Origin of the sequence: Microcoleus sp. Pol12B5 (assembly GCF_036701335.1) — a bacterium.
In the GTDB taxonomy this organism is placed as follows: Bacteria; Cyanobacteriota; Cyanobacteriia; order Cyanobacteriales; family Microcoleaceae; genus Microcoleus.
Genome location: NZ_JAUBQQ010000005.1, coordinates 137,041 through 157,181 on the forward strand (window position 1 = coordinate 137,041; position 20,141 = coordinate 157,181).

The 20,141-nt window shown below is 46.8% G+C and carries 16 protein-coding genes and 1 riboswitch; of the genes, 7 read left to right on the top strand and 9 right to left on the bottom strand.

Annotation, left to right across the window (positions count from 1 at the left end; all coding sequences use genetic code 11):
- Nucleotides 1-32: 32 nt before the first annotated feature.
- The gene (locus QUA24_RS04905) at nt 33-1,637 is read left to right on the top strand and encodes a DUF4335 domain-containing protein (RefSeq protein ID WP_333227674.1); all 1,605 of its coding nucleotides are present in this window, start codon (nt 33-35) and stop codon (nt 1,635-1,637) included.
- A 289-nt stretch (nt 1,638-1,926) separates the two neighbouring features.
- Here the strand turns inward: QUA24_RS04905 and QUA24_RS04910 are convergent, their stop codons facing one another.
- From QUA24_RS04910 to QUA24_RS04920, 3 genes are all read right to left on the bottom strand, one after another.
- Nucleotides 1,927-2,310, bottom strand: a complete 384-nt coding sequence (locus QUA24_RS04910) for a VanZ family protein (RefSeq protein ID WP_333227676.1) — start codon at nt 2,308-2,310, stop codon at nt 1,927-1,929.
- Nucleotides 2,311-2,433: 123 nt separating this feature from the next.
- Nucleotides 2,434-3,792, bottom strand: coding sequence for a DUF3370 domain-containing protein (locus QUA24_RS04915; protein WP_333227678.1), 1,359 nt, complete (start codon nt 3,790-3,792; stop codon nt 2,434-2,436).
- Nucleotides 3,793-3,932: 140 nt separating this feature from the next.
- On the bottom strand, nt 3,933-4,856 hold the full coding sequence (locus QUA24_RS04920; protein WP_333227680.1) for a nucleoside hydrolase: 924 nt from the start codon (nt 4,854-4,856) through the stop codon (nt 3,933-3,935).
- 79 nt (nt 4,857-4,935) lie between these two features.
- On the opposite strand from QUA24_RS04920, the gene QUA24_RS04925 reads away from it, so the two are divergent.
- Together QUA24_RS04925 and QUA24_RS04930 are read left to right on the top strand one after the other, a co-directional pair.
- Entirely contained in the window at nt 4,936-6,879 is a 1,944-nt protein-coding gene (locus tag QUA24_RS04925) for a S9 family peptidase (RefSeq protein WP_333227682.1), read from the top strand.
- 212 nt (nt 6,880-7,091) lie between these two features.
- The gene (locus QUA24_RS04930) at nt 7,092-7,310 is read left to right on the top strand and encodes a hypothetical protein (RefSeq protein WP_333227684.1); all 219 of its coding nucleotides are present in this window, start codon (nt 7,092-7,094) and stop codon (nt 7,308-7,310) included.
- Nucleotides 7,311-7,521: 211 nt separating this feature from the next.
- On the opposite strand, the gene QUA24_RS04935 is transcribed toward QUA24_RS04930, so the two are convergent.
- The 4 genes from QUA24_RS04935 to ntrB form a co-directional block, all read right to left on the bottom strand.
- Complete coding sequence (locus QUA24_RS04935; protein WP_333227686.1) at nt 7,522-8,307, bottom strand: universal stress protein; 786 nt, start codon at nt 8,305-8,307, stop codon at nt 7,522-7,524.
- A gap of 46 nt (nt 8,308-8,353) precedes the next feature.
- The gene (locus QUA24_RS04940) at nt 8,354-9,193 is read right to left on the bottom strand and encodes a nitrate ABC transporter ATP-binding protein (RefSeq protein WP_333227689.1); all 840 of its coding nucleotides are present in this window, start codon (nt 9,191-9,193) and stop codon (nt 8,354-8,356) included.
- A gap of 108 nt (nt 9,194-9,301) precedes the next feature.
- The gene (locus QUA24_RS04945; RefSeq protein WP_333227691.1) at nt 9,302-10,732 is read right to left on the bottom strand and encodes an ABC transporter substrate-binding protein; all 1,431 of its coding nucleotides are present in this window, start codon (nt 10,730-10,732) and stop codon (nt 9,302-9,304) included.
- 65 nt (nt 10,733-10,797) lie between these two features.
- Complete coding sequence (gene ntrB, locus QUA24_RS04950; protein ID WP_333227693.1) at nt 10,798-11,646, bottom strand: nitrate ABC transporter permease; 849 nt, start codon at nt 11,644-11,646, stop codon at nt 10,798-10,800.
- Nucleotides 11,647-11,745: 99 nt separating this feature from the next.
- A riboswitch (cyclic di-AMP (ydaO/yuaA leader) is annotated at nt 11,746-11,958 on the bottom strand.
- 172 nt (nt 11,959-12,130) lie between these two features.
- On the opposite strand from ntrB, the gene QUA24_RS04955 reads away from it, so the two are divergent.
- A complete protein-coding gene (locus QUA24_RS04955) occupies nt 12,131-13,324 on the top strand; it encodes a HAMP domain-containing sensor histidine kinase (RefSeq protein ID WP_333213332.1) in 1,194 nt (397 codons plus the stop codon).
- 72 nt (nt 13,325-13,396) lie between these two features.
- Here the strand turns inward: QUA24_RS04955 and QUA24_RS04960 are convergent, their stop codons facing one another.
- Complete coding sequence (locus QUA24_RS04960; protein ID WP_333227695.1) at nt 13,397-14,734, bottom strand: ArsB/NhaD family transporter; 1,338 nt, start codon at nt 14,732-14,734, stop codon at nt 13,397-13,399.
- A gap of 207 nt (nt 14,735-14,941) precedes the next feature.
- Here QUA24_RS04960 and QUA24_RS04965 point away from each other — a divergent pair, with 207 nt between their 5' ends.
- Together QUA24_RS04965 and bchD are read left to right on the top strand one after the other, a co-directional pair.
- Complete coding sequence (locus tag QUA24_RS04965) at nt 14,942-16,225, top strand: HAMP domain-containing sensor histidine kinase (protein ID WP_333227697.1); 1,284 nt, start codon at nt 14,942-14,944, stop codon at nt 16,223-16,225.
- A 34-nt stretch (nt 16,226-16,259) separates the two neighbouring features.
- Nucleotides 16,260-18,368: a magnesium chelatase ATPase subunit D gene (bchD, locus tag QUA24_RS04970; RefSeq protein WP_333227699.1), complete on the top strand. Its 2,109-nt coding sequence runs from the start codon at nt 16,260-16,262 to the stop codon at nt 18,366-18,368.
- Nucleotides 18,369-18,440: 72 nt separating this feature from the next.
- On the opposite strand, the gene QUA24_RS04975 is transcribed toward bchD, so the two are convergent.
- On the bottom strand, nt 18,441-18,764 hold the full coding sequence (locus tag QUA24_RS04975) for a PEP-CTERM sorting domain-containing protein (RefSeq protein ID WP_333213336.1): 324 nt from the start codon (nt 18,762-18,764) through the stop codon (nt 18,441-18,443).
- Nucleotides 18,765-19,269: 505 nt separating this feature from the next.
- Here QUA24_RS04975 and QUA24_RS04980 point away from each other — a divergent pair.
- Complete coding sequence (locus tag QUA24_RS04980; RefSeq protein ID WP_333177599.1) at nt 19,270-19,998, top strand: Bax inhibitor-1 family protein; 729 nt, start codon at nt 19,270-19,272, stop codon at nt 19,996-19,998.
- Nucleotides 19,999-20,141 lie beyond the last annotated feature (143 nt).

A 20,141-nucleotide genomic window follows, 5' to 3' on the forward strand; every position in this document is an offset into this window, starting at 1 on the left:
TCAACAGTCAACAGTCAACAGAACTTTCTGCTATGGTTCTCAAACGGTACACGCCCCCCACTTGCACGCTGGAAATTACAGCCAAAAGTTCGCCTCTATCTCGCTGGGCGGGCCAACCGGTGTTTAAATCTTTAAGTTTCGAGCTGCGACTCGACGACCCCAGGCTGCCAGATACCGAACACGTTACTCTCAGGGGCGATCGAATTCAACTCGAAACCCTCCACGAAGCTGTCAGCAACTACGTCCAAAACTTGCTCGGCGAATCCCGCGATTGGGAAAGCAACCTCAACTCTCAAACAGACCGTATCCCCGCAGGTTCAGACTCGCCAGAAGTCGCGCATAATGCCGTTATATTCGATCGAGCCGTCAACAGTTCCGAACTAGCAACCTCAAACCCCTACTCTCTCCCAACTTCCTACCTTCCGGTTCCCCCCCGCTTAGAACCCCGCGGCTTGCTCGCCCACAACTTATTTTTAGGATCTTTGAGCGCCGCAGAATCCGGGCCAGTAGTTCCCTTGAGCACCCTGCAACTGTTTGACTTGGCCACAGCATTAGATGACTGCGCCGCCGAAGTGATGGCGCTTCCCAACCTCAACCGCGAGTCCCGACGGCCACTGTCCTCACCTTGGCTCAAAGTGGCAGCAATGCTGGTCGCCAGCGCCGGCCTGACGACAGGAATTCTCAAAATGCTCGATCGATCCGCCACCTCCCCGCAAACCGCCACAGCCCCCGCCACAGCCCCCGCAAATCCACAATTGAGCACCGCTCCCGGAAACCCCCAGTTAGCTGCTGGCATTTCCCCCAGTCCAGTTCCCGCCCTACCGACACCCCCAGCACCAACACCCGCAGCCACACCCGGTTTACCACCCCTGCCGCCCCCGCCCATCAACACCGCCGCCTCCCCCAGCCCCAGCTTGCCTCCCATCGCCCTCGCCCCAACTTCCCCCACCAACAGACCCAGCCCTATCCAGCAGCCACCCCTGCTATTTCCCGCCAACGGCACCGCAGCCAGCGCCCCACAGAGCGCCCCAGCATTCCCTCAAGGGCAAACAATCACAATTCCCGCCCCCGAAGAACCGCCCATTTCCGCCCCCCAAGCACCCGCACCAGTACCCTACGTGCTGCCCCCCCTACCGCCGAGACTAGCTCCCGCCGTACCGCCCCCCCTGCCGCCCTCCCTGTCTGCTTCCCGATTTCCCGTTCCCCCGCCGCAAACCTTCCCCAGCCCCATCGAGCCGATTGTCCCCCCCGCCAGTACCGAACTCCCAGCCCTTGAGGATGCTCAACCAACCACCGAGTCTGAGGATAACAACGAGGTGGCTGCCAGCAAAAAAAACCGCACTTTATTTGATACAATTCCTCAAGTTTCAGAAGCTAGAACTTACTTTGAGGAACGGTGGAAGCCTTTAGAAGGAATGGAACAAACTTTGGAATACAGCGTGCTGATCGATGAAACTGGGTCAGTTCAAAGTATTGTGCCGATGGGAAAAGCAGCAGCAGATTATATCGAGCAAATTAATATGCCATTAGCCGGTGAGCCGTTTGTTTCTGCAGTTTCTAATGGCAAAAACCCGAAAATTCGAGTTGTTTTGAGACCGAACGGTCGAGTACAAACCTTTTTGGAAGAGAGTGATTAAACGATCTCAAACACATTGTCGAGATGGGAAATCCCGGTTAATTGCTAATCTTAAACAAGTTCAAAAAAAATTAATTTTTAACTGTGCCAGCAGCAGCCAGCCTATTGACAGTTGCTCCATTTTGTGCTACCGATATCTCTTAACCCGTGCGGGCAGAGTCACCATTAAAAAAATTTGCTGACACTCGTCAACCGATGTGCATTGCACACCCTACAAACTTCCTTTTTCCTTCTTCCTTCTATCCGTTACATCCGTTACAAAATCCGTTGCCGAACTTCCTTCTCTATCATCAATGTCCTTTTTTTCTATCCCAAACTTCTCCAATCCAATAAAAAACTGCAATCCCGCAAAAACTATATAAAAAATCTTCAATACTAGCACTGCGATTTGGTAACATTGCTTGCAGCATTTCTTCCGCAGCAGTGAACATAGTAAAAATTGCGGGTCCGAAAGGAATTGAATAATTAAACAAATTCATCTTTTTTTTGCCAGTTGCTCTATGGCACAAAAAAGATGCTATTCCGTACAAAATAAAGTGACCTAGTTTGTCATAAGGCGGATGAGCGAGAGGAAAGTTGACTAATTTCCCCGTACCTGCTAAAAGCATGATACTCAGAAGAATTAAAACGTACACAAAGCAAGCAATTACCCAGAATCTTTTTGAGAATTTCATCTTTTTGTTTGCCAATACCGACTAGACACCAACCAAGTTCGCGCCACGCGAAACTAATATCAAATCTGGTTAATTACGCATTGTCTTTGTAGCCGTCTGCCTACCCGTAGCAGCCGCTAAAATTTAATTTGTTTTCACTGTCAAAACTTGCGGCGGCGACGCATCGGGCGGATAAATAAAATCCACTTCTACAAGTCGCTTTTCTCCCGATTTCATCTCTAATTTTACCAAAGGTTCCCCCTGCTGTCCCCGCCGCTGGACTAAATGCACGTACCGAGTTTGAGGCACTTTACTGTCATCAGTATAGCGCACTCTGACCGTCCCCCTAAAAAAAGTTTGAGGTGCCGGAGGTTCTAAAAAACTAAGTCCTCCTGAAGTTAATTTGTCTGTCTTAATAGGAGTTTGAATTGCGACAGTTACAGTTTGATTTTTGCTGGTAGAATTGTACAGTGGCAAGCTGAGACTGTATTGAATTCCGTAGTTGCCGTGGGCGCGGTATGCTGTATCTGGGTAGCGGACTAACATCCTCGCACTTTGCACTTGATTTGTGCCCAGCATTCCGCGCGGGAGGCTGCTTAATGGGTAGGAAAATGCTGTTCCGGGTTGGGGAATTGCTAGGTTTGATGTGGCGGGGTTGTCTGAGATAAGTGCTCGCCATTCTGAACCTAATGCTACACCGGCAACTCGGCCGTAAATTATTTGACCTTCGGTGATTTCCGGCGGTGTGGGATCTCGATCGCGCGGCCCGGCTATATTACCATTGTTTAATAATTTTTGCCATTCTGCTAAGTTGGGCGATCGCTCGTTTCCCTCTCCGTTTCCCTCTGGGTCAACTCGGGCAAACATCGCCAGACTGGCAACATAGAGTATACCATTGCTGCGTAACCGCATCAAGGTCGATCGACCGTTTAGGGGCGGTACTAATTCCCGCACCGGTATCGGATGATTCATCAACAGTTTGCTTTTTCCCGGTGGAATAATTAACTGCGGCTCAAAGTCAGACTGTCTCCTTCCTCTGAGAATATCATTTACAGCGCGACTTCCCGGTCCCGCATAAATATTACTGTTTGAATTATCGACTTGCGCCGGCAATTCAATAAAAGGTGCATCGGGTTGACTGAGATAACTCGCAGCTTGCAATATATCTAATGTTACAGGTTTATTGCCAGGATTATAAACAATTACTCCTTGATACAATGTTCGTAAATCTTCCGGCGAAGGTGCGCGGGCTATGTGGTGGGCAAATATGTCGAAACGTCCTTGAAACGGAAAGTTTAAATGTGCCGCCGGAAATCTTTTACCCTCTGGGGGAAATGTCGAAAGCAAAATTCCTTCTTGCAGCACTACTTCTGGACTGTTGCTGTTAAATACTGGTATGTTGTCTAACTGTCCGGGGAGAGGTCGCACTTCTTGGATTTGAACTATTTCTTGAGGTGCGGGAGGGGTTTGGGCTAAGGGGATAATTGATAGAATTGGCAGCATTTTTGAGAGGAGTTTTTTTTACCGCAGAGGGCGCAGAGGGCGCAGAGAAAGAGAGGGAAGAGAAGAGGAGGTAAATATTCGTGTCATGGCGGGTTTTGTGCGGAGATTTTGGGTACCACTCCTAGCAGATATTGGAATTTTTACCTTGCCCACTGTTCTAATATGTAATTGTAAAATTTGGCTGTGTCTACTTTATCCATTGCTTGAATTTTTCGCCCTCCTCTTTTAACTTTTGTGCGTCCTTGGCTGATGCCTTCGGTAATAATTTCGGTTTCCCATTCTCGCAGTTGGTAAAATTCTGGATGCGCTAAATAAGCGGTTGCCAAAATGTCCCAAAAATAGTAATCTTGAGATATTGCTAGGGCATAACACTGTCCTGCTAAGTCGGAAATAGGATATTTGCGCTGTTTTGCTAAGAGATTGGAAAATTCTACAGTCAGCGGTACATTATTCGTGATGTCTAAAGGACACATGACAACGGGAATTTGGGTTTGCCAAATTCTATCGATTGCTATCGGGTCCCAGTAAGCATTCCATTCCGCCGACATATCTTGTCCGGGTTCCATATCTTTGCTAACATTGCCGATAACATTGAGGGCGCCTCCCATCCAGACAATTTCTTGAATTTTGCTTTCAATTTCTGGCGCGATATCTAAAGCTTGTGCTACTGTTGTTAACGGCCCCGTTACCATTAATGTGACTGGTACGGCTGCATCTTGCAAAACTCGCACCATAAAGTTTTGTCCGGGTTCTGATATTAACGGCGTGTTAATGGTTCCTTTTTCATTTAGAATGGGAAGTCGATCGACTGCAAAGGAATCTCGCCTAAATAACACCGGAAATGGGTTGAGTCCCCGCACCGTACTCGCCGCCACTGGAACTTCTGAACGCCCCATCAAATCCAGGATTTTGCGCGTTGCACTCACCGCCGGTTGAATGTAGCAGTCCGCAGGAGTTACAATTACTCCCAGAGTTTCGACTTCCTCCATTGTCATCAGCAATACGACTGAGAGATAGTCGTCAACTGCACCGTCGTGATCCATTAGTACGAGTTTTTTGGACATTTTGCTTCCCCGGTGACTGAATTAGTGTAAAGTACAAATATTAATTTTTTTGTGCGAGAAACACAACTGCCTCAACTATATGAATACAGTATCACCTTACGGCTCTTGGAAATCACCTATTTCTTCCGATTTAATTGTTTCTGGAACTGTCGGACTCGGACAAATTGCTATTGACGGCGATGATATTTACTGGGTTGAGGGAAGACCTTCGGAAGCGGGGAGAAGCGTCCTCGTGCGGCGCACTCCTGACGGTACAATTAGCGACGTGACACCGCATCCTTTTAATGTTCGCACTCGCGTTCACGAATACGGCGGCGCTTCCTTTGCAGTTGCTGGCGGTGTTGTCTATTTTTCTCATTTTGCCGACCAACGTATTTATTCTCAAACATTAGATTCTCAACCCGAACCTCTGACTCCTGCTGCTAATTATCGCTATGCAGATGTGATAGTTGACAATCAGAGAAATCGCCTGATTTGCGTGCGCGAAGACAATGCAGGTGAGGGCGAACCTGTCAATACTATTGTTAGCATTAATTTAGATAACGGCGAAGATATTCAAATCTTAACTCAGGGCAATGATTTTTATGCTTCCCCTCGTTTAAGTCCAGACGGTTCTCTACTTTCCTGGATTTGTTGGAACCATCCAAATATGCCGTGGGATGGCACAGAATTGTGGGTAGCAGAAATTAATCCTGACGGTTCTTTAGGTGAAAAATATTTAGTTGCTGGCGGGGTTGATGAGTCGATTTTTCAACCGGAATGGTCGCCCGATGGAGTTTTGTATTTTGTTTCTGACAAGTCGAACTGGTGGAATTTCTATAGAACCGTCAATCCCCGCTTGCCGAGGGAACAGCAAGAGGTCGAACCTCTGTGCGAAATGGCGGCTGAATTCGGACTTCCCCAGTGGGTTTTTGGAATGTCTACTTATGCCCTTGTCTCGGAAAGCAAAATTATTTGCATCTACACTCAGCAAGGCTTGTGGTATTTAGCGAGTCTGGATTTAACGACAAAGCATTTGACAACAATTGAGACGCCTTACACTGATATTTCGTCGGTCAAAGCGCGGGGAGAAACAGTTGTTTTTCTGGCAAGTTCGCCGACTGAATCTACTGCTATTGTACAATTAAATTTAGCAACAAATCAACGCTCAATTTTGCGCCAGTCGAGTAATTTAAGCATCAATCCGGGTTATCTTTCTGTACCGGAACCTATCGAATTTCCCACGGAAAACAATTTGACTGCTTTCGGTTTCTTCTATCCCCCAAAAAATCAAGATTTCGCAGCACCTGCGGGTGAAAAACCGCCGCTTGTCGTCAAAAGTCACGGTGGCCCAACTGCTGCTACTTCTAGCAGCATGAATTTGAAAATTCAATATTGGACGAGTCGCGGTTTTGCCGTGCTCGATGTTAATTACGGCGGGAGCACTGGTTACGGCCGAGAATACAGAAAAAGACTGCAAGATAGTTGGGGAATTGTCGATGTTGACGACTGCGCTAACGGTGCTAAATATTTAGCTCAACATGGTTTAGTTGATGGCGAAAGAATGGCGATCGCCGGAGGCAGCGCAGGGGGGTACACTACTCTGTGCGCTCTTACTTTCCGCGATGTGTTTAAGGCCGGTGCGAGCTATTATGGAGTTAGTGATTTGGAAGCTTTGGCAACGGATACTCACAAATTTGAAGCGCGCTATCTGGATGGATTAATCGGGCCTTATCCTGAAAGAAAAGATTTGTATGTGGCTCGTTCGCCGATTCATTCCGCCGAACGTTTATCTTGTCCCGTTATCTTCTTTCAAGGATTAGAAGATAAAGTGGTTCCGCCTAATCAAGCGGAAATGATGGTAGATATATTGAAAGCTAAAGGTTTGCCGGTTGCTTATGTTGCTTATGAAGGGGAACACCACGGTTTTCGCCGCGCTGAAAATATCAAAAGAACTCTTGACGGCGAATTCTATTTCTATTCGCGGGTGTTTAAGTTTGAGTTAGCTGAACCTGTGGAGGAAGTGGTGATTTTCAATCTTTAGAAAACATTAGTTTGCAGTTACTCGGTTTTCCCTAAAACGCACCTGCAAGCTATATCATAATTCACGAATTTTTACTGTGATTTTGTTCACCAATTTTGCTGTTTACTATCACATCTTGAAAGGCAATACAGCTTAAAATTTTATAGTGCGATCGCCTTTTGTTGCCGCAGAAACGCCCGATCGCGCGATCGTCGAGTAGAGAGTCAATTACTATGCAAACTCCTGTCCACCTGATTCCATCTGCTTTGGGCGAGCTGTTTGCCGAAGTGAATCAAAATGGCTACATTACTCTAGCCGATAGGTATGGTTTGATGGCTGCTATTTTTGACGAAAATTTGACTGAGGAAGACAAACGCTCGATCGATCGGCTGCTGCGCTCTGTGTGCCGGGGAAAGATAAAATTAGTTAACGAACTGTCTATGATCAGATAAGTGCCGATAATTTTCCTTGACGATTATTTTAAAATTCTCCAGAATCAAAAAAAGTCCTAATTGTCTCATAATTAGGACTTCGATCGATGAAACTATTTTTAATTTTTGATCGATATAGAACTTAGGCAAAAAAAGGTTGGGCGCGCGAATTATAGTCGTAGGGTGCGCTGCACCTCACATAATTAGATTCTGCCCCAACGAGTGAACAAGTTTAACGTGCAGGTATAGTTGTCGCCAACTGTAACTTGCTCAAACTTTCTTCAGGCTGAACATCCATGTGATAGCTGAGTGCCGAAGGAATCCCAAGTACGCAGCACGGAAAATTATTGCCTAGTTCCCTAACCAGCCGATGGTTGCCAGAACCACAGCCCAAAAACAGTAAATTTGCTGATTCTAATTCAACCACCTTTCTCAGTTCTGTAGCAACCAGCCCGATGCGTAAATGAGCTTTGAATAAACCGCGCCATTCCTCAGCCAAACAGCGCGCTTGCCACAGCAATTTATCTGCTACCTCGTACTCATTATTTTGACCATAAATTGCTTGTAAATAATGAGGCTCTATCCAATTTTTTTGCTGGGATACCGATGGGATTTCGGTTGGTAAAGCGAGCGCAGGTGCTGCACAATTAAGGGCGAATGTTTCCTCTAAATCAGAGACTTTCTGCTGTGCAGCCAAGGCATTTGCTACAGCAACTTGGCAAGTATCTTTGCGGTAACTTTTTGACGATTCGTCGATCACGTAGACGACTTGAACCGTGACTTCCTTAGTTGTTACTAAACGAGTTTGATGCGCCATCCAAAGGGTAATATCCAGAGCTATTTGACTTTGGGGAGAACTGTTGTAACCGACAATAAAATTGATTGTTTTTGCCTGTTTTGGAGATTTCGATTTCTTAGAAATCGGTACTTTTGGCTCCGGCAGCAACACCATTTCTTCTGCTAAATTTTGGTATCCCAAGGCACTTTCAAAACGCGCTAACATTGTTTTGAGCTTCACAGGCTTGACCTCTCTTAAGTGAATTGTTTGGTCTGTCCGTCGGGCGTTATTCGTCTTGGGTAAAGTAGCGATCGAGAAAATTCAAAGCATAGTTGCGGAGTTCGTAATACTCCTGGGATTCCCGCAACTCGTGGCGATCGCGCGGGCGCGCAAACGGCACTGACAAAATTTCACCTATCGTCGCAGCCGGGCCGTTTGTCATCAGCACAATGCGATCGGACATATAGATAGCTTCATCCACATCGTGAGTAATCATCATTGCAGCTTGTCTATGATTTTCCCAGATATCCAGCACCTGTTTCTGCAACTTGCCGCGAGTCAGAGCATCCAGCGCTCCAAACGGTTCGTCCATTAATAACATTTTCGGTCGAATCGCCAAAGCTCGTGCAATCCCAACCCGCTGTTTCATGCCTCCTGAAATTTCGTCTGGATATTTATCGGCTGCTGCCGTTAAGTTTACCATTGCTAGGTGTTCGTTGACAAGGCTAATCTTCTCAGGACGGCTAAGACTTTGCAAAACTTCATCAACTGCCAGCCGAATATTTTCCCGCACCGTCAGCCAAGGCAGCAATCCGTAGTGCTGAAATACCATCATGCGATCGGCTCCAGGTTTGCGAATTTCTTTTCCTTCCAATGTCACCATACCCCTGCTCTGTTTTTCCAAACCAGCCACTATTTTTAGCAGGGTTGATTTCCCGCAACCAGAGTGACCGATTACCGAAATAAATTCGTTTTCTCCAATACTTAAGTTGATATTTTCCAAAACGCTAAATTCGCTGCCGTCAGCATTTTTATACGACTTGAACAAGTTGTCAATTTCCAGAAATTCAGGGTGATTTTTGACTTGGGTGCTGGCTTCGATAGAAGTAGAAAAGTATTGAGTCACAGTATTCTCCTAAAAAATAGTAAAGTGTTAATTTGATGTCCTTTCGGTTGCGTAAGCGGTAATGTACCCGCCCTCGCACAGGTTCTGCGTGCAGGAATGTAGAAGAAATTAAGACTGAAAAAAAGACTGAGGGCGGTTGGCTCGAATTTCAAAACTATTCAAATAACCCACGAGATCGCTAGGATCGAATGCCTTTTTATCAATGAAAAGTTCCGCAGGTTCCACTTGGTAATCCTCCTGGGGACAATCGATTGCCATTTCGCCAACAATCTTGCGGTAAAGGTCGGTTCTCCAAGCTTTTTTAGCTAATTCCTCAGCATTTTTTGGCAGTTCTTTAATCTGTCCCCAGCGAGCGGCTTGAGTCATCAACCACAGACTCTGAGACTGCCACATAAATGTTGAATGATTTCCCGGTATTTGAGGCAAATTCTTAGGAATGTCATAGAAAATAGTTGCATCTTCCGATTGTATGGTGCGGTCTTTTTCGTCAAACCCTCCATAGTTGTAGTCGCCAACTATTGCCGGTCGCGTAAATTTGTCGATCGCCCCTTTTTTCGGTTTCGCCCCCGTAAACGATCGCTCAGTTAGCAGCGCCGATATTTCACTGCGATTTTCCGGCTTGCTGCAATACTGACAAGCTTCCACCATTGCCTTAACCAGCGAGTAATAAGTCTTCGGATTTTCCTCAATGAATGATTCCATTACTCCTAAAAGGCGATCGGGATGTCCCAGCCAAACTTCCTTGCCTTGCACGAAGGTAAAACCCACTCCCAAATTGCCTTGAATTGCCCGCGTATTCCAAGGTTCTGCCACCATGTAAGCCTGCATGGCGCCAATCATGATATTAGTTACCATCTGCGGCGGTGGCACAATAATTACCCGAAATTCTTTGAACGGATCGACACCGGCAGCCGCCGATATGTAGCGAACAAAGTATTCGTAAATCGAAGAACTAAGAACAACTGCCCAAACCCTTTGTTCCGGTGGCTGACTGTCAAAAAAGGCTCGAAATTGTTTGCCAAATTCTTCCAAATTGCCGTTGTATTCGTGCCACGGGCGTAAACCGAAATCCCACATAGCTTTGTTCATCGTCATGGCGTTGCCGTGGCGGTGAATTGTCATTGCGGCGCACAGGGGTGCGTGGCGCGCTCCTTCGGCGCCAATTCGGGCGTTTGTGACGGCGCCGGATACGACTGGGGAGGCGTCGAGGCGGCCGAAGATTAGGCCGTCGCGGGAGGTTGCCCAGCTTGCTTCGCGGTTGAGTTGGACGTTTAAACCGTATTTGCGGAAAAAGCCTTTTTTCCAGGCGATCGCAAATGGTGCACAATCGTTAACCGGCACGTATCCTACGGTTAAATCGGGTTTTTCTAAGGTTCGGGAATCGACAACCGGCTTTACGGCTAAGGCTTCTTCTGTGAGTCCTTTTGCCGATCGATCCGCGCTAATTGCACAACCAGATAAAGCCATTCCCGCCGCCGCCGATCCGATTCCTTGCAAAAACTCTCGGCGGTTCCATTCATTGGAAAACTTGTCACTCATATTTAATTCTCGATCGCTAATAGCTAAATGTCTGTCATCAATAACCCTGAGCTAATGACTAATTACTAATGATTAATGACCGATCGATGCGTTACCAATTCCTGAACTTTGTCAACAGCAGCGTCGAGCAACAATCCAGTTAAACCAATTACAAACACCGCTAAAAATACCGAACTAAGGTTCAAACGGCTCCATTCATCCCAGACAAAAAAGCCAATTCCCACACCGCCTGTCAGCATTTCCACCGCCACAATCACCAGCCAAGCAATCCCCAAACTAATCCGCAAACCTGTAAAAATGTATGGCAAACTCGCAGGCCAAATTATCTTGGTAATCCGCCTCCAGCGCGGCATTTCCAACACTCGCGCCACATCCAGATAATCCTGGGAAACGCTAGAAACTCCCAAAGCTGTGTTGATAATTGTCGGCCACAAAGACGTAATGAATATGACAAAAATTGCCGACGGCTCTGCTAAATTAAAAATCGATAAAGCTATGGGCAGCCAAGCTAGCGGCGACACCGGTTTGAAGATTTGAATCAGCGGATTGAGCGCCATCATTGCCGGTTTCGACATCCCGATCAGAAATCCCACGGGAATCGCAACTGCTGCACCCAGGAAAAATCCCACCAACACCCGTCGCAAACTCGCTAGCAGCAGCCAGCCAATACCTAAATCTCCAGGCCCGCGCTGATAAAATGGATGGAATATGTAATCTAAATTAGCTATTAACGCCTGATAGGGAGTGGGAATCAAATCGCTGTTGAAGCTGGCAACAATCCACCACAAGCCAATAATTCCCAAAAAACCCGCAGCAGGTAACAAAACTGCATCTCGGATGACAACGGGTTTTACACGCTTCCACGTTGCAACTCCTGCAAGTACGATCGCAGATAAATTAAGCTGTATGAACATTTTAATCTCCTTCAGAGTCAGGGCAGGTACAAGAATCTTGAACAATACCAACCTGAGACACTGACGAAGCCAAACTATCTTGTTCAGAAAGTTGGCTTTTCAGTCTCTTCTCAATGCCTGCGAAGTTAGCTGACGGGCTAGGACTGAGAGATGTCCTTCTCCTTAGATTTCAAAATCAAAAACTACACTCACATTTGGCAATTTTTAACTTTGCTTTTTAATTCTGTAGAGATTCGCCCCGAAAATTGGTTCCTCCGCTCCAGCCACACGCTTGGTTTGATCGCGCAGTGCTGAATTAGGCTTGACTTTTTAAGCCAATTTAACATAAGCTAGCACGAGCATATAATTCTGTCAATACGTCTTTAGGAGTAGCTATTTGCGCTCGGCTACGAAGCCCAAAAGTTGAGAGAAAATTCAAAAAGTTAATTATTAAAGTAATCTAGAAATATAAAATACGATCGCTTACTTCATTTCTATAAAAGCAATGATAGATTTTAGCCAAGCGCTACAAGATAAAATTGATATAATTGTCCAAAACTGGATCGAAGCTGTTCGGGGCGACGAGGAAATCGGCACCGCCAAGCAACTCACCTACGATTCCGTGCGCGACAGCCTTCCCATCGTACTACAAGCGATCGTAACTATGCTGTCCGAATCAGAAGAAAGCGACTTTCGGGCAGTTATACAAGAAAGTTTAGACCACGGGACTGTCAGGGCACAACAAGGCTACGATGCCGAAGAAATTGCGCGGGAATACCGCTTGCTGCGAACCGTAATTTTCGATGCTTTAGAGCCAGAATTGCTAAAAGGCTCAGCCGCTGAAGTGAACCGAGCTTATCGCTTAATTGACGCTGCCCTCGACGAAGCAATTGCTGACTGTTTTCAAACCTATACCCAGGCAAGATTCCAAGAACTAGAGGACTTGCAAAACCAATTGCAACTTACAAATCAAGAGCTGAGTCGCTTACTTCGCGCCAGTCAAGAGAATATATCTCACTTAGCTCACGAATTGAAAACCCCCCTCACCTCTATTATTGGCTACTCACAATTGTTTTTGCGCCAAATAAACAATCCTAGAGTTAAAGATTCGGCTCCCAATTTGGCACATATTGATAAAGTCCTCAACAACGGCAGACTATTACTTAGATTAATTAACGATACTCTCGAAATCTCGCGGTACGACACGGGACGCATAAAATTGCAGCTAAGTGCCACAAATCTGCGATCGGCGATCGGCACTGTTGTCGAAATAATCGAGCCTTTGGCCAAAGCAAAAAATTTAGAGATCGCCCTTGAATGCGATCCGGTTCTCGATCAAGTTATGACAGATTACTTGCGCTTGCAGCAAATTATCACCAACTTGGTGAGTAACGCCATTCGCTACACCCAAGCTGGTACTGTTACCATAAAAACCGAATTATTGCCAGACCAACATTGGAGTATCTGCATCACCGATACAGGCATTGGCATTGCTTCAGAAGACTGCGATCAGATTTTTCAGCCATTTTTTCGGGCCAACAACTCCCTGGGTTCTGTGATGCCTGACAGTACCGGCTTAGGGCTAGCAATTGTCGCTCGATTAGTCAACCTCTTGCAAGGTAAAATCGAATTAGTTTCTGAAGTAGGAGTTGGCACCTCCTTCACTGTAATTTTCCCCTTAGAATTGGATGGAGTTTAGATTACTGTTGACTGTTAATTGTTGACTGTTAATTGTTGACTAATGACTAATGACTAATGACTAATGACTTCTTTAAATCAGAAACCGAAGAGTTACATAAACAGCCGCAGCCACCAATTGCACAGCCATCACAGGAAGCCCGTAACGCAGAAAAGTTTGAAAAGAAATCCGGCGTCCGTGCTGTTCAGAAATTCCCGCTGCCACTATATTAGAAGAAGCTCCTACCAAAGTGCCATTTCCTCCTAAAGTGGCTCCATACATCATCGCATAAAACAGCGGCAGCACAGCAGGTGGAAACTGCCCTGCAAAATCCGGCGCCAGCACTTCTGCCGGTGCAAGCCCGACATTGACAACATACTGTTTTAGCAGCGGCACCATCGCCACTACCAGCGGAATATTTGGCACCACGCTCGACATCAAACCCACAAAAAATAACAAAACTAAAGAACCAAGAAAAATATTTTTACCTAAAATCAGTGCTAATATTCCAGATATATTGCCGATTACTCCGGTTTTTTCTAAACCGCCAATCAGCACAAAGATAGACATAAAAAATAGCAGCGTGCTCCAATCTAAATCCCGCAAAATATTATTAACAGAATCAATTTGGGAATGGTGAGCTAAAAGCATTGCCAAAGCAGCCCCCAACAAAGCAACGGCTGCCGGTGAAATAGGCACGGGCAGAGACTCTCCTATTACAAAAAAAGTCAGCACGAAAGCTATAATTAAGCCGCCTACTGCTAAGACTCGCGGGTGATTGATTTTTGGGTGGGGCAAATGTTCCAAATCGTCTAAGTTCTTGTGCCAAATTTCGCGGAACAGCCAAGGCAACATAACTACTATCACTCCTACTGCAATTGCCCCGCCCAAACTTAACTTTACTAGGTAATCTGCAAAGCTCATGTTAATAGCATCACCGACAATGAATGTCGCCGGATCGCCCACGATTGTCAGCAGTCCCGAACTGTTAGCCACAAATACCATTAAAATCAGTAACGGCACAAAATCTACACCGACTTCTTCTGCCATTGGTGGAATTAATGGTGCTAGCAGCATGACTGTCGTGGCATTGGGCAAAACTGCACAAATTGGCGTAGTAATTGCAACAATACCCAGCAATAGATTTTTGCCTTTGCCTTTAGCCAAAAGCACCATTTGAGTTGCCAAGTATTCAAATACTTTGGTAGGCTCAAAGGCTCTCACCATTACCATGACTCCGAAGAATAAGCCCAGCGTGGCGTGACTGCGACCGATATATTCGATCGCGTTGTTTAACGTCATCACGTGGGTAAAAACCAGAATCACCGCTCCCAGAAATGCCGCAACTGTGAGGTGTATCCATTCTGTAATTATTAAGAAAATTACACATATAAATGTTGTTGCAGCAATCACAGCTTGCACGTTTTCCATTTAGTCCCCTAAAAAAAATAAAACTTAAAAATTAAAAACTCTCGGTTCGAGTGAATATACTACTTTATGGCTCTTCTGTCAATAAATTTAAGTGCTGATTTTGGCAGCAACAAGCTGGAAGTGACTCATCAAGAGCTCTCCGGTACACGGAAAAAATAACCTCAAAACTACTTCTTTTGGGAGGGTCGCGATCGCCAGAAGTTTGGTATGGCGATCCGGCAATCGCTCAACTACAATGAAGCATGGGCAATCTCTGCCAAACTCAACCCCCACGCAGAAATCATGGACTACAGCCAAGTGCTCGCCGAAAAAACCGATACTATCGTCCAAAACTGGATTGAAGCAGTTCGTCAGGATCGGAAAATTGAAAGCGCTGACGCCTTACCGCACTCAGCAATCGAGAATCACATACCTCACCTGCTGACGGCGATGGCCACAGTGCTTTCCCAATATCAACACAGCGAAATAAAAGTAATAATAGAAGCCAGTTTAGATCACGGATTTCTCAGAGCCGAACAAGGCTACGACGCCGCAGAAGTAGCCCGCGAATACCACTTATTGCGTCAAGTAATATTCTCCCAATTAGAAGCAGATTTGCTAGCAGGAACCACCACCGACGTATTCAGAGCTTTTCGGCTGATAGATGCGGTAGTAGATGAAGCAATTGCCCAGTGTTTCAATAGCTACGTTGCTCAGAGGCTGCTGGAACTTCAACAAATTCAAACTCAGTTACAACTCACCAATCAAGAACTCTCTCGCCTTGTCAGCGTCCATCAAGAAAACGTCTACCATTTGGCTCACGAACTCAAAACTCCTCTCAACTCAATTATTGGTTATTCCGAACTATTCCTGCGAAAAGAAAAATGGCAATCAGAAGTCAAAGATACCCTCCCTGGCATCGAACATATCGAGCGAGTATTGCGTAACGGCAGACAGTTGCTCCGCATGATTAATGACACGCTAGAACTTTCTCGCGCCGATGCCGGAAAAATCAAACTTAACCTGCAGCGAACTAATGTACGATCGGTAATTAACACCGTAGTAGAAATGATGCAGCCAATTGCTGATGCTAAAGGACTAAAGCTCGCTGTTACCAGCGACTGCGGCCCAACACAAGTAATCTCCGACTCTGGGCGGCTGCAACAAATTCTGATCAACCTGCTGAGCAATGCCATTCGCTATACAGAAGCTGGTAGCATCGAATTAAGTTGCCACCCTGCTGGAGAAGGAAATTGGGCGATCGCAATTACAGATACCGGCATTGGCATCGCCCCCGAAAATACAAAGCGCATCTTTGACCCCTTCTTTCAAGCAGGAGAAGCCGGCAAACAGCTCTTTCCTGCCGAAAGCACCGGCCTGGGATTAGCAATAGTATCGCGGCTCGTCACGCTGCTCCAAGGCAAAATCGAGCTAGTATCAGAAATAGGAGTCGGTTCAACTTTTACCGTGATTCTGCCCCTAGAAGTTAAAATACTCCAAGAAGTAAGCTAAACATTAAGTTCAAATTTTTACATCCGAAAATCCTATGCCCGCAGCCAACCTTAGCCCTTCCACCACAGCCTTTCCCCTCACCGCCGTAGTCGGGCAAGAAGCAATCAAATTAGCCCTGCTGTTAGCAGCAGTCGATCCCGGATTGGGAGGAGTTGCGATCGCAGGCCGCCGCGGCACAGCAAAATCAGTAATGGCCCGCGCCTTGCACTCATTACTGCCACCCATTGAAATTGTTAAAGATTCTTTTTGCAACGCCGAACCTAATGATATTCTTGCAGAACAAGCATCAGGCTTGTTACCAGAAAATGGCGGGCAAGATGCCCACACCACCGATACTAATTCCTTAACTACTGAAATAATTCCCACACCATTCATTCAAATTCCTTTGGGTGTCACCGAAGACAGACTCTTAGGTTCAGTTGATGTCGAACAATCAGTGAAATTCGGCCAAACCGTATTTCAACCCGGACTCTTAGCCCAAGCAAATCGAGGCGTACTATATGTAGACGAAATTAACCTCCTCGATGACAATATTTCCAACCAATTGCTAACAGTATTAACCGAAGGACGCAACCAAATAGAGCGCGAAGGCATTAGCTTCCAACACCCCTGCAAACCTCTATTTATCGCCACCTACAACCCCGAAGAAGGGCCGCTGAGAGAACATTTGCTCGATCGCATCGCGATCGTACTTTCAGCCGACGCCGCACTCGAACTAGAAGAAAGAGTCTATGCAGTAGAACAAGCTTTATCCTACTCCAGCTCCCCCCAAGAATTTCTCAATCAATACAGCGAAGACACCGACAACCTCAAAACCCAAATCATCCTAGCCAGAGAATGGCTCAAAGATGTCAGCATTAAACGCGAACAAATTGCCTACCTAGTAGAAGAAGCCATCCGGGGTGGCGTTCAAGGACACCGCGCCGAAATATTCGCAGTCCGCGTCGCCAAAGCCGCCGCCGCCATCGAAGGACGCACAGAAGTTAACGCCGAAGACCTGCGCCGCGCCGTAGAATTAGTCATCGTACCCCGCGCCACCATCATCCAAACTCCCCCAGACGAAAACTCTCCTCCTCCTCCCCCCCCACCGCCTCCCCAAAAGCAGTCAGAACAAGAACAAGACGAACCAGAAAACGAGCAAGAAGACGAAGAAGACCAAGATGATGAAGACAACCCGGAACCTGAAGAAGAACCAGAAAAAGATACCATTCCCGAAGAATTTCTCTTCGACCCCGAAGGCGTAATTCTCGACCCCAGCGTGCTTTTATTCGCCCAACAATCCGCCAACAAACAAGGCAAATCCGGCAGCCGCAGCACCATTTTCTCGGAAGATAGAGGCCGTTACGTCAAGCCAGTCTTACCCAAAGGCCCCGTCCGCCGCATCGCCGTTGACGCCACCCTCAGAGCCGCCGCACCCTACCAAAAAGCCCGCCGCGACAGGAATTCAGATCAGGAATCCACCGCCGGATCAATCACAAATAGAGAGAAGCGTGTATTTGTCGAACAGGGAGACATTCGGGCGAAGCGTTTGGCCAGAAAAGCTGGAGCTCTAGTCGTGTTTGTCGTCGATGCTTCGGGTTCCATGGCCCTCAACCGGATGCAGTCTGCCAAAGGTGCAGTCATGCAGCTACTCACAGAAGCTTATCAAAGCCGCGACCAAGTTGCTCTCATTCCCTTTCGCGGAGAACAAGCAGAAGTGCTGCTACCGCCGACTCGCTCGATAGCCTTGGCCCGCAAGCGTTTGGAACGGTTGCCCTGCGGCGGCGGTTCTCCCCTGGCCCACGGTTTGACTCAAGCAGTGCGGGTGGGAGTCAACGCGCGGCAGTCTGGAGATATCGGTCAAGTTGCGATTGTCGCCATTACTGACGGACGAGGTAATATTCCTTTGGCTCGTTCTTTGGGCGAACCGATTGTAGATGGAGAAAAGCCTGATATTAAGAAAGAATTGTTAGAAATTGCTGCCAAAATTCGTGGGTTGGGAATGCAGTTGCTGGTGATTGATACCGAGAGCAAGTTTATTTCGACTGGCTTTGCGAAGGAATTGGCCAAGACTTCTGGAGGGAAATACTATCACTTGCCCAAAGCTACCGAACAGTCGATCGCAGCTATGACTAAAAATGCTCTGCGCGACGCGATCGGCTAAAATCCTGATACCCGGATTTATCTCCGTTTATCTGCGGTTAAAAATCAAAAAATTAGACTTTTTGCCAAAAGTCTAATTTTTAACTCTCACTCTCCGGCGACTCAGGGCCAGCGAACCGGCAACTAAACCCAACCCTACCACCGCCGAAGGCTCAGGAATTCTTACGGGCAGAGGTACGCGGTTTGCCGTCCCCCGGTTCGGGGTTGAAGAACTTGTACTTTGGGGGAGTTGACCGGTCTGAGCCAGCAGCAAATTTTCTGAACCCTGCCATGAAGCAGCGGTAGAAACGGCTCGGACATTAGCTGCAACGGCAGCTTGACCGCCGGAAATAACGGCGACAGCCAATAAAATTCCGGCTGTAGGTGGCAATAATTTGCGCTCAAGAAATGTGGGCATTGGACATTACCTATTTAGCAGTTTGTCGATAGAATTCGATCTATTCATTAATTTTCTCGGTATCCTGTGTCTGAGCTACCTTAGCAATTAACCGAACTGATTTTATATTTTATATTTTAGATTATTCAAGTTTCTGGTCCCTAGTTTCAACTAAGTCGCAAATCAAAAACCTAAAATCAAATGTGGCCCATGCCTCTAGCATATACTCCTTAATCCCCAATCGTAAATCCCCCCTCCAAAATTGATCGACTTTAAGGTAGCCCTTGGCGGCAGATAGCGCCGGCCCTTTAAACTCAATTATAGTTTTGCCGCGAGGCGCAACGCGGCGAGACAGCGAAACGGCACCGACTTGTACGCAGTCTATTATAAACAATCGATCCCTGGTTTGGAGTGATTTCACCCCCGTTCTTTATCAAATCTTTAAACTATTTCAGGTTTTGCAAACAAAGTGTAAAGCTGTCACAATAATAGATAGAAATTCTCAGCCAAAATTAGGTAAATCCTCGTGAGTAACACTAGCAATTTCCGCGAAGCCGTGCGCGAGGCCAAAAACCACGCGCTGGTAGGCCCGAACGTCATCTCCAACGCTCTCCCCTTCGTGGGCGGCGGACTTGTCTTAACTGCTGTCGGCACCTACGGGGGCCTCGGAGTGATCCGCAACTATCCTGGGATCTTCTTTCCCACCTTCATTGCTGCGATCGTCGTAGAATTAATTCTCTTCTTCATCGCCCGCGGCGCCGCCGAACAAGGCAACAAAAACACCGCTTTGCCCCTGCTGGCAACCTACAGCCTGCTTTCCGGCTACACTCTCAGCGGATTGGTATTTACAGCCCTCAGAACCCAAGGCGTCGGCATCTCCGGCATCGCTTTTGCAGCCCTCGGATGTGGCATTACCTTTATCGCCGCCCGCCAAATTGGCTCCAACCTTTCTGAACAAGACGGCATGGCCCTCACCAAAACTATCAGTTTAGGTGTCATTGCTTTGTTAGTCGTCGTTGGCGGTCAGTTTCTGCTCTCTCTATTTGGCGTCTACACCCCAACTTGGTTGGAAATTGGCATTTCTGGCATCGGGGTGTTTATATTTGCCGGCGCTGCGATCGTCGATTTTTACATATTACCCCGCAGCTACCGCGACGACCAGTATTTACCCGCCGCTCTGTCGATGTACTTGACCTACATCAACTTGTTCATCTTTATTCTCCGCCTGCTGATTGCTCTCAACGGCCGGGATTAATTGAAACTTTAGCTTATTAAAAAAAACTGCGGCTCGATCGACATCCGGCCGCGGTTTTTTTTTATTAAGATTTGGAATCAAGATAGTCGTCCTCGTTTCCTCTGTCCCTCATACAAAAAACTTATATCATGTTCACAGCCGAC